Genomic DNA, 15,443 nt, shown 5'->3' with positions numbered 1-15,443 from the left:
GGGCCTCACGATCGGGTCGCGCGGACGCATCCGTCGTCTCCCGTCCGCGTGTCGGATCCGTGGCGGTTCGGGATTGCGCAGGCCGCTTGCCGCCGGACCGACTTGTACAGGGCGTAGTCGGCCGCGCGCGTGGACCGCTGCGCACGGAACGGCAGCCGTCCGGCGCAATTCGCAGGCGTCAGGACGACGCCCACACGCCTGCTCCGGTCCCGACCGTCGCCCGGTTCCGGATCAGGATCGATCGGACAGGGCTGCCGCCAGCGCGATGACCTGGGCGAGGTTCTGCGATCCGGTCTTGGCAAGCACCGCGGCGCGATGGTCTTCCACGGTCTTCGGGCTGATGCCCATCCGGTCCGCGATGACCTTGTTCACATGTCCGCGCGCCAGCAAGCGGAACACCTCGTGTTCCCGCGGGGTCAAGGCGGCGATCCGCGCGGCATCCGATCTGCACCGCTTCGACCACCGTACCCCTTCGCCCACCGCCGCGAGCAGGCGATCCTCGTCGATCGGCTTTTCGAGATAGTCGAGGCCGCGGTGGCGACGGATGGCGTCGACCGCGTCCGCCGCGGTCGGCCACGCGGTCATGAAGACGACCGCCACGGAGGTATCGATCCCCCGGACCCGATCCGCAAAGCCGAAGCCGTCCAGCTCGCCCATCATCACGTCCGTCACGATGCAATGCGCCCAGCCCGTCGATAGCGCGGCCAGTGCCGCCACAGGATCGGCGAACGGCTCCGCGACGTAACCGTGGCGCGACAGCAGGCGCGCGACGCTCGCCGCGAGGTCGGGATCGTCGTCGACGACATAGACATTCGACAGGCCGGCCGGTTGAAGGGTCATTGCGATGCTCGTGCGAGAGGCAGGACGACGCGGTGCACCACCTGTCCGGCATGGTCGGCGCGCTCCAGCCGGCCGTCGTGCGCCTCGACGATCGCGCGGGCGACCAGCAGGCCGATGCCCATGCCGTCGCCGCCCGGCGCGCGGGGCGGGGCGTGGTTTTCCACGGTGATGACGGCGGTGCGAACGGCGCGCTCGGCGGCGATGCGGACCACGTGCCCGTCGCAGGCCTTCACGGCGTTCCGGACGAGATTGATGAGCGCCTGCGACAGCTCGATCTCATGCGCGCTGACGATCAGGTCGGGCTCGATATCGGCCACGTCCAGCGCGACCCTTGCCGCCTTCGCTTCCGGCACGCAGATGTGCCGCACCGTCTCGACCAGCGCGGCGATGGGGAGGGGGGCCTGTCCCTCGACGGACCGCCCGCCGAACCGGCGCAGGCGGCGGACCAGTTCCGCCAGGCTGCGCGCCTTTCGGTCAAGCAATGCGGCGCCGGCGGCGATTTCCGGATCGGACCCGGCCGCGATCTCGTGGAGATACTTGGCCTCGATCGCGAGCGTCGACAGCGGCTGGCTGATTTCGTGGATGACCGCGACGGACATGGCCCGCAACGTCTTGAGCCGCTCGGCCTGGAACAGCATCCGGTCGCGCCGCACGAGTGTGGCACGCGCGACGACGAGCGCGTCGGAGAAACTGCCGGCGAGATAGGCCGTCACGGCCAGCGAGGCGAAGGCCAGATGAAGCTGCAGGCGCAATTCCATCGTCGTCGCGTCCGCCGTCGCCGGAAGGACCGCGGCGAAAAGCAGGACGACGGCCAGCCACGCGGCGACCCGCCCCAGGCGCAGGCCGATCCATACGGCGGCGAGGAGCACCGGCATGGGCTGCAGCCCCAGTCCGGCACGGTGCAGCAGGTCGGTAAGGACCACGCCCGCGATCAGAACGATCACGGCTTCGAGCACATGTCGGGGCGTGATCCTGATGCCCGGCCACCCCTCGCGCCCGCGTTCGTCGAGCCAGATCAGCGGTGGCGCGACGATCAGCGTGCCGAGCAGGTCGCCCACCGCGAAGGCGGAGAGCGACAGGATGACCTGCGGTACGTCGCCGACGCCGGTCAGTTCGGGGCGCCACATTGCCTGCGGCAGCGCGCACAGCGCCGCGGCGATCGGCGCGATGACCGCGGCGAGGCCGAACGGCATCGGCCCCGCGAGCAGCTCGCGCTCGGCGCCATCGGTCCAGCGTCGCACCGCCGCCACCGTCAGTCCGTAGGCGATGACCGATCGCAGGACGCCGACGATCCCTGCCATGGCGCCACGGTCGAGCGGGTCGATCGCGCCCGTCAGCATGTCGACGGCGAGTTCGACGGCGGCGACCGACAGGGTCAACCTGGCGCCACACCGCCAGATCAGCGCCAGCCGCGCACCCGCGACGGGAAACCACAGGGAATAGAAGCCGCCGCCGCCCCACGGCGCCGCAAATGCATGCATGGCCGCAAAGGCGAATGCATAGAGGAGCAGCCAGGGCAGGTCGCGGCGCGTCGGCACGGCCGCCCGCCCCCAAGTCCGCATCCTGTTCATGGCAACCGGAAAGATGTCGAAGGCCCTCGCCAGGCGGATATGCAATTGCGATCGGCTTTGCGACCGTCCATCGCCGTTGCCGCACGGTACATGTGCCATGCCCGTTACCGGGCGCCATGTCATCGCGAAACATGTCGTATCGTGACGTCTCGCGTCTGGACGACGCACGACAGTTAAATCGCGTCGCGGGCGCGGGCGAGGATGCCGGGTATCTTTCGTGTCCTGTGCCCGTCCGGCGCCGTAAAGGCGCCGGACGTGGCGATGGCCGTCGGCATGCGATACATCCACCCGAGCCCTGCCGAATCGATGCATTTCTTTAGCCCGAGCGATGCGATGACCGAACACAGCGTAATCACCGCCGATCGCTCCAGTTGCCCGATACCTATCGGCCACCGCACGAGATAGTCGACGAACAGCATATGTCCCAGGAAGATCGGCAGCGTGTTTCTGCCGAGCCATTGCAGACCGAGCGCAAGTCGCGTCTGCGGCAGGCTGGCGGCCAGTGCGAGCGCGAGGATCGACAGGGTGAACTTTTCCGGGATCAGCAGCAGCGAGAGGTGAAGCCACCGATCGGTAATCCCGTTCGCGGCATGCAGCACCAGCGTCGCGCCCACCAGGAGCGCGATCGAACGTGCGCTGCGTCCGACAGTGAAATCGACGATGGACCGGGCATAGGTGAGCCCGACGTAGAAATACACGCCATGCCGCGCCGTCTTCAGCACGGGCACGTCGGGCAGCATGTCCCGGATCGACGGAAGATAGGACAGGCACGAGATCACGAGCGCGATCCCGACGATCTGCGCGCGCGGCCTGCGGGCGACGAACGGTATGACCGCGGTGAACATGGCCAGGGCCCAGATGAACCACAGCGGTGAATCCGGCAGCAGGATCGACCGGATCTGGCTCGAGAAAGCGGCGGGAGCCGGCGATCCGATCAGCGATACCATGGTCGCGACGACGCCCCAGACGAACAGCAGCCAGACGAAGTGGGTCGACCGCCGCCCGACATCTTGCAGCCCGCGGGTCAGATAGCCGTTGGCAAGCACGCCGCTCAGCATGAACAGCAGCGGCATGCGGATCGACGCCGCGCTCCAGTTGAACAGCGTCAGTCCGGCAGACAGCGGCGCTTCGAGCTGCAATCGTTCGGTCACGTGCATGAACACGACCAGCACGACGGCGCAACCGCGCGCGGTGTCGAAGGCATGGACTCTGGCCGGACGCGGTTCGAGCGTCTCCGCAACGATCATGTGCAGTTCCCAATTGAAACGAACACGATCGCAGCTGCACATCCCGACAGGAATGTCACAACGGTGTCCGATCTTGTTGCGCTGTTGGGTGGCATCTGTCGGCGCGGGACATCGGAACCGCTATCCGGGAAAAACCCGGGGAAGACGAAGGCCAGCCTATTTCGGGCGATTACCCGGGCGAGGCCATTGGCCCGTAAATGTCATATCGGATCGATGCCCGTGTCGATCGTCGTTATCTTCGGTAACCGGCGGTCGTGACGTTCAGCTTGCACGCGGAGGCGGATCGCTCCAGTGAAACGATTGCAGCATCGCGATTAACCGGCTCGAAAGAGCGCCGATGCAAGTGTTGGCCGCACGCCAAGTGTGATCGCCATGCCGCATGGCATCATGACGTTTGCTGGATTTGGTCAAGCCGGCGCCGCAGAATTCGGATCAGCCACTGTCGTGCCGCGTTCCATTTCGGGAAGGCCGCTGCACTCTATTCGCGGACGACGCATCGCGGGCGATTGCCCAATCCGCCTCTGACGCAGCACGTGCCTGGCTGCCCATGCGTCCGTGCGAGGATAGCGCATCGGCATACGGCGGGTCATTCGTGACTGTCGGAAGGGTGGTGGACGCACTTGGGCTCGAACCAAGGACCCGCTGATTAAGAGTCATTTTTTGGGGTGTCCCGCGAGGCCCCGTAACGTCCAAAAAGCGCGGAATTCCGCCATTGCATTATCCCAAGGTTTCCCGCAGTTTACCGGGGTATCTGACCCCAAGTGATACCTAAGGTAACACCTCAGCGGGTCCTGAATCGAGGCCGGACAAATGAAGAACATAGGTAACATCCTAGGTAACAAGACGGGACTCACCGACGCGAAGCTGAAGGGTTTGAAGGCACCGGAGCGGGGCCAGATCGAGGTCAGCGATCCCGCGGTTCCAGGGCTTCGGGTCCGGATCGGCGCCACCGGCTTGAAGACCTTCATCGTCCGCAAGCGGGTAGGGGGCAGGATCAAGAACATGACGATCGGCCAGTACGGTGCTCGTTTCGGTCTTGCCGACGCCCGGAAGAAGGCCCGCTCGATCATCAGCGACATCGAGACCGGCGGGGACCTCAGTTCGAAACTGAGGACACCGAGCAAGCGAACCAGCACGCTCACGATCCGCAGCATGGTCCCAGATTATCTGGCCGCGAAGGCAGATCGCCGATCCGTCGGGGAGATGAAGCGGGTTCTCGAAAACTACGTGATCCCGGTGCTGGGTGACCGAATGGCGGACGCGGTGACCCGGGGGGACATCACGGCACTGGTCGACAGCGTCGCCGCTACAGCGCCGGTGATGGCGCGCAACGTCCATGCGCAATTGTCCGCATTCTACTCGTGGGCACTACCCAGGCTAGATCGACTTCCTACAAACCCGTGCCGAGACGCCGGCCGTCCGAAGGCGCCGAAGGCTCGCGACCGCGTGCTCGACGACCGGGAGCTTGTGACCCTGTGGAAGCTGTTAGAGGCCGAACCGCTTCCTTGGGGGCCTGCATTAAAATTGTTGATCCTGACCGGGCAGCGGCGCGATGAGGTGTTCAGCGCGGACCGTAGCGAGTTCGACCTCAAACGTGGTGAGTGGTGGATACCCGCTGAGCGGGCGAAGAACGGTGAGCGCCACTTCGTTCCGCTTTCCCGGGAGGCACTTGCCGTTCTCAAGAAGATTGACGAGGTGCCGGACAGCCCCAAGTTGTTTCCGGCGAAAGGTCAGCCGCAGAATGGACCGAGCGGCTTCAGCAAGGTTCAGGCGCGGCTACGGGCTGCAATGCTTGAAAAACTCGGTGTGGTACGTGACTGGACGCTCCACGACATTCGACGGACGGCGGCAACGGGGCTCCAGCGACTCGGCGTTCGACTGGAAGTCACCGAGGCGGTTTTGAACCATGTCTCGGGAAGTCGAAGCGGTATCGTCGGAGTGTACCAGCGCTATGGCTTCGCAGCCGAGAAAAGGGCAGCTCTCGAAGTCTGGGGCGCTGAAGTTCAAAAGCTCGTGACGGAACAGCCTACAAAGCGGGCGGCCCGAGCCTCCCGTAGGAAGAAGAACGCAGGCGCTGAGACCGAGCAGATCGGCTTCATCTAAGGCGCACAAACGCGGCGCGAGGCTAGTGCTCTTGCCGAGGATGGTCGTGCCCGCCGCTGAGCTGCCGGGCGGCTTCCGACCCAATTCCCGACGTTCGGCCTGACCGGCGTTAGCCCATAACCTGCCGTTTATTCACCTTGCTGCTCGTGGAAACCGGAACAGCTGACATTGAGAACTTTCCTGTCGGTCAGCCCCGCGCCTCTCGGACCTTCCGTCTCGAAAACGGTCCACAAGTTAGATGGCCTTAAGCTTGAGGTAAGTAGGAGGATTGCGCAATCATATTGCGCCCAATGTAATTGCGCCCATATGCGCTAGAGCACCTGCCATCTCCGGTCGGCGCAAGATATGACTGGGCACGTTATGAACCACCTCTACACCGCCAAGGCCACAGCGATCGGCGGACGCAACGGCACCATCCGCAGCGACGATGGACTGCTCGACCTGCAACTCGCGATGCCGAAGGAACTGGGCGGCAAGGGGGGCGCCACCAACCCGGAGCAGCTTTTCGCGGCCGGATATGCAGCTTGTTTCGAAAATGCCGTCATCCATGTGACGCGTACGCAGGCCGACAAGGTGCGCGACGACGATATCGAGGTGGTGGGCGAGGTCAGCCTGCTACCCAATGGCCAGGGTGGCTTCATGCTTGCGGTGACGCTCGACGTCGCGATCACCGGCCTCGATCAGGCAAAGGCCGAGGAGATCGTTCAGGCCGCACACGCCGTCTGTCCCTATTCCAACGCCGTAAAGGGCAACGTCGACGTCCAGCTCAACGTGACCACGCGATGAGTGCCCCGGTGGCAGCGCGAGAGCGGGAGGACGATCCGCTCCTGCTGGACCGGCAGGTCTGCTTCCCACTCTACGCCGCCACCAACCTGCTCAACCGCCTCTACGGACCGGTGCTTGGCGCGCTCGGCCTCACCTACCCGCAATACCTCGTCATGCTGGTGCTGTGGGAGCAACAGCCGCAGACGGTGGGCGCGTTGGGTGCGCGGCTTTATCTGGACAGCGGCACGCTGACGCCGCTGCTCAAGCGCATGGAAGCGGCCGGGCTTGTCGCCCGTGCCCGCGATCCCGGCGACGAGCGGCGCGTCCTGATCACCCTCACTGATAAGGGCAAGGCGCTCCGCGACAAGGCCGTGCATGTGCCCGAGACGATGGCGAACGGCTACACGCCCGATAATCTCGATGACCTGCGTGAGCGGGTGCGCGATCTCGTATCCGTCCTGGCGCAGCACAGCACGCGCGCTGGAGGATCGAAGGCCGGCTGACCTACCGCGTGATGAATCGAGACAACCATGAGCTGCGACCGATGGGTCGCCTTGGAGTTGATATATGAAGATGCAGGATTTGTCGGGGAAAGTCGCGGTGGTCACCGGGGCGTCGAGCGGCATCGGCGAGGCGGCGGCACGGCTGCTCGTCGCCGAGGGCGTACGAGTGGTGCTGGTGGCGCGCCGACGCGAGCGGATCGAGGCGCTTGCCGCCGAGCTTGGCCCCGACGCCGTGGCGGTCGCCGCCGATGTCGCCGATCCGGCGCAGGTCGCGACGGTCTTCGACTTGGTGCGGGAGCGGTTCGGTGGGCTGGACCTGCTGTTCAACAATGCCGGCCTGGGCGTGAACGCACCCTTCGAGCAGAGCGATCCGGCGGACTGGACCCGCATGATCGACGTCAATCTGTACGGCGTGCTGCATTGTACCCAGGCCGCCATCCCGCTGCTGCGTGGTCGTGCCGGTGCGATGATCTGCTCGGTGTCGAGCGTCGGTGGGCGCTACGGCGTCCCGAACTGGTCCGTGTACAGCGCCACCAAGTTCGCGGTGGTCGGCTTCCACGACGCGCTGCGCAAGGAACTGGGCGAGGAGGGTATCCGCGTGTCGGTGATCGAGCCGGGTGCGGTGCGCACCGAGTTCGGCGCGAATGTCGCCGATGCGATGGCGCAGCGCTGGGCGCAACTCGATGCGATGGCGGGCGAGGACGTGGCGCAGGCGTTGGTCTATGCTTTCGCGCAGCCGCCGCGCGTGCTGGTGGAGGAGATCCTGCTTCGCCCCGTCAAGCAGGTCGCACCATGAGCGGGACGGACAGGAAGATCGGCGTCGGCATCGTCGGCCTCACGCCGGGGCGAAGCTGGGCGGCGACCGCCCATGTTCCGGCACTCCGCGCGCTACCCGACTATGCGCTGGTCGGCGTCGCCAACAGCAGCATGGGTTCTTCGCAGCGCGCCGCCGAGGCGTGTGGTATCCCGCAGGCCTTTCCGGATGCCGCGTCTCTGGCACGCGATCCGGCGGTCGATCTTGTTGCAGTCACCGTCAAGGTGCCGCACCACCGGGCGTTGGTGGATGCGGCGCTCGATGCCGGCAAGATGGTCTATTGCGAATGGCCGCTCGGCCGCACGCTGGCGGACGCCGAGGCCATGGCCGCGCGCGCGCAGGCGCTGGGCATCCGTACCGCCGTCGGGTTGCAGGCGCGCTCCTCGCCGCTCGTCCGCTATGTCCGTGATCTGGTCCGTGACGGCTATGTCGGCGAGGTGCTGTCGACCACGCTGGTCGGCTCCGCCATGATCGGGGCGGCAAGCACGTCGGAGCGGCAGGCCTACCTCTATGATCGCGAGAACGGTGCCACCGCGTTCACCATTCCGTTCGGCCACACGCTCGATGCGCTGTGCTGGGTGCTGGGCGACTTTCGCGAAGTCGAGGCCAGACTGGAGACGCGGCGCAAGACGGTCACCATTCAGGAGACGGGCGAGCAGCGGCCGATGGAGGCCGCCGACCAGATCGTCGTCGGCGGCGTGCTGGAAAGCGGCGCCGTGGTGAGCGCACATTATCGCGGCGGCCTGTGTCGCGGTACCAACCTGCTGTGGGAAATCAACGGCACGGACGGCGACCTGCGGATCACCGCAGACAACGGCCACATGCAGATGGTCGAGCTGTCGCTGTGGGGCGGACGCGGCGACGATGCCGGACTGTCGCGCATCGACGTGCCGCCGGCCTACCGCACCATGCCGGACGAGGTCTCCGGCTTTCCGGTCAATGTCGGCGAGGCCTATGCCCGCTTCGCGCAAGGCCCCGATGCCACAGACCCGCTGCCCGACTTCGCCGAAGCCGTGAAGCACCACTGCCTGCTCGACACGATCGCGCGCGCGGCCGCGACCGGAAACCGGATCCAGCTTTGATCTGGTCTGGCATCCAGGACAGCCCGTAGTCTGATTGGCAAAGAAGATGGAGACGCTGCCGCTCTCTGGATAGGCGATGGTCCGGCATCATGCATCGCGCGGTTCGAGGCCCCGCATCACGATATCGATCGCCATGTCCAGGCTGGCGGCCTGCTCCTCTGCCGGTTCCGTTGCCGTCGTCATCAGCATGCGCGTGACGAGGCGAAGATGGTTCACCGTGACATCCGGCCGGAGTGTGCCCGCCGCACAGGAACGAACGACGATCGTTTCGAGCAGCACGGAGGCGCGCTCAGTCAGAAGTTTCAATTCCTGCTTGCGCGAAGCATCTGCCTGCAAGCTCAGGATAGCGGGTGAATGCAGCGTCACCACAAGCCCTTGGTGTCGGACGAAGGTCTTGAGCAACGTCGCATCGTCCTGATGCTCCTCAACGAACCGCTCGACGCTCATGACCTTGTGGGCCAGCACCGCCGCCATCAGTGCCGCCCGATCGGGAAAGTTTCGGTACAGCGTCCCGCGGCCCAGCCCCGCCGCCTCGATCACGGCCTCCAGCGGAATGTCGTAGCCGTCACGCTCGAACAGCGCCGCCGCGACCCCGATAAGCTTTTCACGCCGTGCCGCAGCATCCTTTCGCAACCTTGAACTCCGTTCCGTGTTCAGCCATAACTGGACAAATATTGTCCGTTTGTCCACCTCATCTCACGGCTCGCTTACGCCCATGCAATCCTTCGTCACCGAGCGCTCGTCCTGAGCGCGGTCCAGGCCCAGCCGCTCGATCCGCTTCCCGACTGGGAAGAGGACGAGAAGCCGTCGATGCCCGGATCGCCATCGACCCCCCGGCACAGCGCCGGACGGCGGGCGGCGTATCTGCTGGTCGGCGTGCTGGCGAGCGCCACGGCCGGCTTCGGCAATGCGCTGGTGTCGGCCAACCTGCCGCAAATCCAGGGCGCGCTCGGCCTGACCCCGGTGCAGGGTACCTGGCTGCCCGCCGCCTATGTGATGGTCAACGTCTCGTCGAACCTGATCCTGTTCAAATGCCGACAGCAGTTCGGCATCCGGCGGTTTGCGGAAGCCGGCCTGTTGGCCTATCTGGCGATTACGACCCTGTACCTGCTGATCCAGAGCTATGAGGCGGCAGTCCTGGTGCGCGCGGTTGCCGGTTTCGCCGCCGCGCCGATGAGCGCGCTTGCCCTGTTCTACATATTGCAGGCGTTCCCCAAGGCGAAGCTGGGACAGGGGCTATGCGTGGCGTTGGGCGTGTCGCAAGTCTGGACGCCGATGGCGTGGCTGCTCTCACCACCCCTGCTGGATCTCGGCGACTGGCAGACGCTGTACCTGTTCGAATTCGGGCTGGCGCTGTGCACGCTTGCAGCCTGCATCGTGCTGAAGCTGCCTCCGGGCATCCGCATCAAGGCGTTCGAGGCGATGGACTTCGTCACCTTCGCGCTGCTGGCCCCGGCCTTCGCGCTGGTCGGCGCGGTGCTGGCGCAGGGGCGGACGCAGTGGTGGACCGAGCAGCCATGGATCGCCGCCGCCCTGATCGTGGCGCTCGGCCTGTTCATTGTTGCCTTCACGATCGAGCATTACCGCGCAAACCCGCTCATCAAGACCCGCTGGCTGGGCACCGCCGAAACCGCCCGCTTCGCGCTCGGCGCGTTCGGGATGCGGATGCTGCTGTCCGAGCAGACCTATGCCGCGACCGGGCTGCTGCGCACGTTGGGCATGGGGCCGGATCAGCTCCAGCTTTTCTACGGTGTGATGCTGGCCGGCATCATCGTCGGCGTCGCTATCTCCGCGCTCACCTTCGGACCGAAGGCGATCCCGGTCCAGTTGGTCGGGTCGGTCGTCCTGATCGTGATCGGTTCGCTGATCGACAATGACGCAACCAGCGACACACGGCCGCACGACATGATGGTCAGCCAGTTCCTGCTGGCGGTCGCGTCGGGCCTGTTCATGGGGCCGTTGCTGCTGGTCGGGGTGATGAAGGCGCTGTCGAAGGGGGCGGACCATATCGTCACCTTCGCGGTGCTGTTCGCCGTCACCCAGTCGCTCGGCGGGCTGGCTGGCCCGGCGGTCTACGGCACGTTCCAGCAGGTGCGCGAGCATGAATATTCGGCTCAGATAAACGCCAATTTCGATCCCGGCGATCCGGTAGTGGCACAGCGCCTGGCGCAGCAGGGCCAGATCTATGCCGCGCAGATCACCGATCCGGTGCGGCGTCAGGCGCAGGGCGTCGGTCTGCTAGCGCAAACCGCGACACGCGAGGCCAATGTGCGTGCGTTCAACGACGTCTTCACGCTCAACGCGATCCTCGCCGGCCTCTTCCTGCTCTGGTCGGTGTTCCTCGTCGCCAGGGCGGCTCGCGCTTCGAAAGACAGTCCACAACCAGCCGGCGCGTCTGCCGGCGCAACCGCGGTATGACCCGATGACCGATACCCGATCCGTTCCTGACACGGAGACTACCGACGCCGCGCCGCCGGCGGTATCCACGCCGGCGGAGGAGACGTCGCCGCGGGCCGAGCCGGCGGGAGAGGCCCCGCCGCCCAAGACGATCAAGCCGACCGCGAAGGTCGTGATCGCGATGGTCGTCGTCTTCCTCATCGGCGTGCTGGTCGTGCTCTACGCCTGGAAGCTGTGGCCGTTCGCCAGCGACGACCGCACGACCGAGAACGCCTATGTCCGCGGCCAAATCACGGCGATGGCGCCGCAGGTGAACGGCTATGTCGTGGAGGTCGCCGTGCGCGACTTCGCGCCGGTGAAACGCGGCCAGCTGCTGATGCGGATCGACGACCGCATCTATCGCCAGCAGCTCGATCAGGCGCTGGCGCAGTTGAAGGTGGCGCGCGCCGATCTTGCCAATTGGGAACAGACCGTGGGGCAGAACGAAGCGACGCTGCGCACTCGCGTCGCGGACCGGCAGCAGGCGCAGTCGGAACTGGTTCGCGCGGAGGCCGACCTGCTGCGGGTCAGCGAACTCGCCAGCCGCGGGTCTGTCTCGTTCCGGGAGCGCGATCAGGTGCGCGCCACCAAGCTTGCCGCCGAGGCCGGGGTCACGCGTGCGGAAGCCGGGATCGACAGCCAGCGGCAGACGATCCTGTCGACGCGGGTGTCTCGTGCATCGCTGGAGGGCAAAGTCGAACAGGCGCAGGCGCAGGTCGACCTTGCCCGTATCAATCTTGCCAATACGCTGATCCGTGCGCCGCGCGATGGGCAGATCGGCGAGGCTTCGGTTCGCGTCGGTCAGTACGTCGCGGCGGGGTCTCAGCTGATGTTCCTGGTGCCCGAGCAGCTTTGGGTGGTCGGCAACTTCAAGGAGACGCAAACCGCGCGGATGCGGATCGGCCAGCCGGCAAGCTTCAGGGTCGATGCGCTCGACGATGCGCGCCTGACCGGTCGGATCGAGCAGATCGCGCCGGCGACCGGCTCCGAGTTCAGCGTGCTGCGGCCGGACAATGCCAGCGGCAATTTCACCAAGATCGTCCAGCGCATCCCGGTGCGCATCCGAATCGACGCGGATCAGCCGCTGGCGAAACGGTTGCGGCCCGGCATGTCGGTCGTCGCGCGCGTCGATACCGCCGATGCCGTCTCCCCGCGCGAGCAGGAACGGTGATGCGCGCGCTCTTGCTGGCGGGTAGCGCGGCGCTGATGCTGGCGGCCTGTGTTCCTCATGCGCGGCCCGTCTCCCCCCTCGCCGCCGTCGCGCCACCCGCGGAATGGCGCGATCCCGTAGCCGCCGGGACTGTCCCTGTGGACGCAGCCTGGTGGCAGCGACTGAACGATCCGGCGCTTCCGCCGCTCGTGGAGCGGGCGCTCGCCTATAACACCGACGTGCTGACCGCTGCGGCGCGCGTCGAGGAAGCGGAAGCGGCGACACGGCTGGCGCGCTCCCAGCGACTGCCGACGCTCGACGCGCAGGGCCCAGTGGGCGCGCAACGCGCCTTGAGCCAGACGGCGGGCGTGGGCGCCAATTCCGCGTTCGCGCAGCCGCAGGTCAGCGCGGCATGGAACCTCGACATCTCCGGGCGGGTCCGCGCGCTCCAAGGGGCGGCACGCGCGCAATATGTCGCCAGCCAGGCGGATCGTGATGCGATCCGGCTGTCGGTGATCTCCGCCACGGTGCGCGGCTATATCACGCTGCTGTCGCTTGGTGCGCAGGTGCAGGTCAGCCGGGAGACGCTGACCAGCCGGCAGGAAGCGTTGCGCATCGCCACCGATCGGGCGACCCTGGGATACAGCTCGCAGTTCGAGCTGACCCAGGCGCAGTCTGAATATGAGGCGGTGGCGCAGACCATCCCGCAGCTGGAACAGGCGTTCCGGGTGCAGGAGAATGCGCTGCGCCGCCTCACCGGGGCCATGCCTGGGCCGATCATCCGGGGCGGGCTGCAGAACCTCACGCTGCCCGCGACGCCCGCCGGCCTGTCCTCCACGCTGCTGCGCCGCCGTCCCGATCTGGTCGGCGCCGAATATGCGCTTGTTGCCGCCGACCGGCAGATCGCCTCGCGCCGCGCCGAGTTCCTGCCCGATATACAGCTGACCGGATCGGCGGGCGCGCTGTTCGTAGACGCGCTGGACTGGAATCCGGTGACGCTCTGGAGTGTCGGTGCCAGCGTGCTTGCGCCTATCTTTGCCGGCGGGGCACTGACCGCGAATCTCGACACGGCCACCGCACAACGCGACCAGGCGGCGTTCGCCTATCGCGCCACGGTGCTGACCGCCTTCAGCGAGGTAGAGAACGCCCTGTCCGGTGAACGCCGCCTGCGCGAGCAGATCGAACGGGTGCGAAACCGCCGCGCCATTCTCCAGCGCTCGCTCGTGCTGGCGCGAGATCGTTACCGTGGTGGCTACGCTGCCTATATTGAGGAGCTCGATGCGCAGCGGAACCTGTTCCAGGCCGATCTCGACGCGATCAGCGTGCGCGAGGCTCAGCTGAACAATCTTGTCCAGCTATGGGCCGCGCTTGGCGGCGGGTGGGACGAGCGCTACCTCTCGTCGACGTCAGGTCCGCCGTCCGCTCGCGCCGCCCAGGCGAATGGGTCGTCGAAATGAGGAAGCACCAATTCCAGTGGATTACAGACACGAGGAGAGACGCATGTTAGTCGAGAGGGTAGTACTCGTGACAGGCGGCGGAATCGTAATAGGCGAGGCCGTGTCAAAGCGGCTTGCCGTGGATGGCGTGAAATGACGACGACGCATCAAGTCGCGGGCCGGCACGAGCTGGTGATAATTGGTGGTGGGGTTGCCGGCCTCGACATCGCGACGCATCTCGCCCGCACGAAAGTGGGTGGCCAACCGATCGAGGTTACCCTGGTCGACAAGGAAGCTGCCTACGTCTGGAAGCCGATGCTTCACACAATCGCGGCAGGGACTTCGGACGCACGAACCCAGGAGACTGTCTTCTCGGCACACGCGCGTAGTCACGGCTTTGCTTATCAGCCTGGAGAGGCGATATCGATCGATCGGCACCGGCGAGAGGTCCAGGTTGCTCCACTGCGCCTTGGCGACGTCGAGATCGTGCCGGCACGAACGGTGTCGTACGATACGCTCGTGCTGGCAGTGGGTAGCCGAGCAAACGACTTCGGCACTCCCGGTGTGGCCGATTACTGCGCCAAGATCGACTCTCGCTCCGAGGCCATTGCCTTCAATGATCGACTGCGCGTCCGCCTCCTGCAAGCCGTCTGGTCCAGGGAGCCGCTGACGATCGGCATCGTGGGAGGTGGTGCTACGGGCGTGGAGCTTGCGGCAGAACTGGTGCAGATCGCTGTTGTGGCCGAGCAATATGGCGCAAATGGCGCGTCGACCTATCTCAAAGTGGTACTGATCGAGTCCGGACCACGCCTACTCGCGCCTTTTCCCGAGCGCGTGGCGGACGCTGCGCATCGTAAGCTTGAACAGCTTGGCGTTTCCGTTCGGACGAGCGCACGGGTGGCGTCGGCGGATGGAGATGGCTTCCAACTCGGCGGTGGCGAACGGATCGCTGCGGACCTGATGGTGTGGGCCGCCGGGGTAAAGGCTCCCGCTCTTCTGGATACGCTCGGTGATCTGGAGCGCACCCGATCTGGGCAGTTAGTCGTAGGTCCGACGCTGGCGAGCCCCGTGGATCCGCACATTTTTGCAGTTGGGGATTGCGCGAGTCTGCGGCTTCCCGGACGTGATATCCCGGTGCCGACGACGGCGCAGGCTGCGCACCAGCAGGCGCTATATTTGTGCCGGCATCTGCCGGCCCTGATTGTAGGGAAGCAGGCGCCGGCCGCTACTTACCGAGATTTCGGCTCGCTGGTCTCACTGGGCGGCTTCGATGCTTATGGCTCCTTGGGACGGTTCGGCTTCTTCGATGGCGGATTCATCCGTGGCCGTATCGCGCAGCTCGGCCACGCCATGCTCTACCGCAGCTATCAAGCGCGTCTTCATGGCGTTCTACGGGGCAGCGTCTTGTGGCTGGCCGACACACTCGCGCGGCGCGTACGACCTAAAGCCCGATTATCCTGATACCGTTCCGCATGGCGCACGCACTGCATCTCTTG

13 protein-coding genes and 1 tRNA gene are annotated in these 15,443 nt (G+C 65.9%); 9 read left to right on the top strand and 5 right to left on the bottom strand.

All coding sequences use genetic code 11. The features are described 5' to 3' along the window. Positions 1-231: 231 nt before the first annotated feature. The 4 genes from LPN01_RS03740 to LPN01_RS03725 all read right to left on the bottom strand — a co-directional run bounded on the left by LPN01_RS03740 (position 232) and on the right by LPN01_RS03725 (position 4,349). Entirely contained in the window at positions 232-840 is a 609-nt protein-coding gene (locus LPN01_RS03740) for a response regulator transcription factor (RefSeq protein ID WP_262826988.1), read from the bottom strand. After that, positions 837-2,378: a sensor histidine kinase gene (locus LPN01_RS03735; protein WP_262826987.1), complete on the bottom strand. Its 1,542-nt coding sequence runs from the start codon at positions 2,376-2,378 to the stop codon at positions 837-839. Before LPN01_RS03735 ends, LPN01_RS03740 begins: the two co-directional genes overlap by 4 nt. Positions 2,379-2,584: 206 nt before the next feature. Next, positions 2,585-3,658 carry an acyltransferase family protein gene (locus LPN01_RS03730; RefSeq protein WP_262826986.1) on the bottom strand — a complete coding sequence of 358 codons (1,074 nt, stop codon included), beginning with the start codon at positions 3,656-3,658 and terminating at the stop codon, positions 2,585-2,587. Between the two features lie 608 nt (positions 3,659-4,266). After that, positions 4,267-4,349 (bottom strand) — tRNA-Lys (locus LPN01_RS03725). Positions 4,350-4,468: 119 nt separating this feature from the next. Between LPN01_RS03725 and LPN01_RS03720 the strand changes: the two genes are divergently transcribed. From LPN01_RS03720 to LPN01_RS03700, 5 genes are all read left to right on the top strand, one after another. Beyond that, entirely contained in the window at positions 4,469-5,761 is a 1,293-nt protein-coding gene (locus tag LPN01_RS03720) for a tyrosine-type recombinase/integrase (RefSeq protein WP_262826985.1), read from the top strand. Between the two features lie 360 nt (positions 5,762-6,121). Continuing rightward, positions 6,122-6,547 carry an organic hydroperoxide resistance protein gene (locus LPN01_RS03715; RefSeq protein ID WP_262826984.1) on the top strand — a complete coding sequence of 142 codons (426 nt, stop codon included), beginning with the start codon at positions 6,122-6,124 and terminating at the stop codon, positions 6,545-6,547. After that, on the top strand, positions 6,544-7,029 hold the full coding sequence (locus tag LPN01_RS03710; RefSeq protein ID WP_262826983.1) for a MarR family winged helix-turn-helix transcriptional regulator: 486 nt from the start codon (positions 6,544-6,546) through the stop codon (positions 7,027-7,029). The genes LPN01_RS03715 and LPN01_RS03710 overlap by 4 nt, the downstream gene beginning before the upstream one ends. 64 nt (positions 7,030-7,093) lie before the next feature. Continuing rightward, a complete protein-coding gene (locus tag LPN01_RS03705) occupies positions 7,094-7,825 on the top strand; it encodes an SDR family oxidoreductase (protein ID WP_262826982.1) in 732 nt (243 codons plus the stop codon). Continuing rightward, the gene (locus tag LPN01_RS03700) at positions 7,822-8,925 is read left to right on the top strand and encodes a Gfo/Idh/MocA family protein (RefSeq protein WP_262826981.1); all 1,104 of its coding nucleotides are present in this window, start codon (positions 7,822-7,824) and stop codon (positions 8,923-8,925) included. Before LPN01_RS03705 ends, LPN01_RS03700 begins: the two co-directional genes overlap by 4 nt. A gap of 87 nt (positions 8,926-9,012) precedes the next feature. Here LPN01_RS03700 and LPN01_RS03695 read toward each other — a convergent pair whose 3' ends face one another. After that, the gene (locus tag LPN01_RS03695; RefSeq protein WP_262826980.1) at positions 9,013-9,558 is read right to left on the bottom strand and encodes a TetR/AcrR family transcriptional regulator; all 546 of its coding nucleotides are present in this window, start codon (positions 9,556-9,558) and stop codon (positions 9,013-9,015) included. A 177-nt stretch (positions 9,559-9,735) separates the two neighbouring features. Between LPN01_RS03695 and LPN01_RS03690 the strand changes: the two genes are divergently transcribed. The 4 genes from LPN01_RS03690 (at position 9,736) to LPN01_RS03675 (ending at position 15,408) form a co-directional block, all read left to right on the top strand. Continuing rightward, positions 9,736-11,343: an MFS transporter gene (locus LPN01_RS03690; protein WP_262826979.1), complete on the top strand. Its 1,608-nt coding sequence runs from the start codon at positions 9,736-9,738 to the stop codon at positions 11,341-11,343. 4 nt (positions 11,344-11,347) lie between these two features. Further along, a complete protein-coding gene (locus LPN01_RS03685) occupies positions 11,348-12,532 on the top strand; it encodes an HlyD family secretion protein (RefSeq protein ID WP_262826978.1) in 1,185 nt (394 codons plus the stop codon). Then, complete coding sequence (locus tag LPN01_RS03680) at positions 12,532-13,968, top strand: efflux transporter outer membrane subunit (RefSeq protein ID WP_262826977.1); 1,437 nt, start codon at positions 12,532-12,534, stop codon at positions 13,966-13,968. The genes LPN01_RS03685 and LPN01_RS03680 overlap by 1 nt, the downstream gene beginning before the upstream one ends. Positions 13,969-14,100: 132 nt before the next feature. Next, on the top strand, positions 14,101-15,408 hold the full coding sequence (locus tag LPN01_RS03675; RefSeq protein ID WP_262826976.1) for an NAD(P)/FAD-dependent oxidoreductase: 1,308 nt from the start codon (positions 14,101-14,103) through the stop codon (positions 15,406-15,408). Positions 15,409-15,443: the final 35 nt, after the last annotated feature.

The organism is Sphingomonas sp. A2-49 (assembly GCF_025548555.1).
Lineage (GTDB): Bacteria > Pseudomonadota > Alphaproteobacteria > Sphingomonadales > Sphingomonadaceae > Sphingomonas.
The sequence above is the reverse complement of the archived record's forward strand: the minus strand, read 5'-3'. Positions and strand labels throughout refer to the sequence as shown.

What these genes read in the sequence shown, in the direction of transcription:
- LPN01_RS03740 (WP_262826988.1), bottom strand. Translation starts at nt 840, where the DNA reads ATGACCCTTCAACCGGCCGGCCTGTCGAATGTCTATGTCGTCGACGAC.
- LPN01_RS03685 (WP_262826978.1), top strand. Translation starts at nt 11,348, where the DNA reads ATGACCGATACCCGATCCGTTCCTGACACGGAGACTACCGACGCCGCG.
- LPN01_RS03700 (WP_262826981.1), top strand. Translation starts at nt 7,822, where the DNA reads ATGAGCGGGACGGACAGGAAGATCGGCGTCGGCATCGTCGGCCTCACG.
- LPN01_RS03680 (WP_262826977.1), top strand. Translation starts at nt 12,532, where the DNA reads ATGCGCGCGCTCTTGCTGGCGGGTAGCGCGGCGCTGATGCTGGCGGCC.
- LPN01_RS03710 (WP_262826983.1), top strand. Translation starts at nt 6,544, where the DNA reads ATGAGTGCCCCGGTGGCAGCGCGAGAGCGGGAGGACGATCCGCTCCTG.
- LPN01_RS03730 (WP_262826986.1), bottom strand. Translation starts at nt 3,658, where the DNA reads ATGATCGTTGCGGAGACGCTCGAACCGCGTCCGGCCAGAGTCCATGCC.
- LPN01_RS03675 (WP_262826976.1), top strand. Translation starts at nt 14,101, where the DNA reads ATGACGACGACGCATCAAGTCGCGGGCCGGCACGAGCTGGTGATAATT.
- LPN01_RS03705 (WP_262826982.1), top strand. Translation starts at nt 7,094, where the DNA reads ATGAAGATGCAGGATTTGTCGGGGAAAGTCGCGGTGGTCACCGGGGCG.
- LPN01_RS03720 (WP_262826985.1), top strand. Translation starts at nt 4,469, where the DNA reads ATGAAGAACATAGGTAACATCCTAGGTAACAAGACGGGACTCACCGAC.
- LPN01_RS03690 (WP_262826979.1), top strand. Translation starts at nt 9,736, where the DNA reads ATGCCCGGATCGCCATCGACCCCCCGGCACAGCGCCGGACGGCGGGCG.
- LPN01_RS03715 (WP_262826984.1), top strand. Translation starts at nt 6,122, where the DNA reads ATGAACCACCTCTACACCGCCAAGGCCACAGCGATCGGCGGACGCAAC.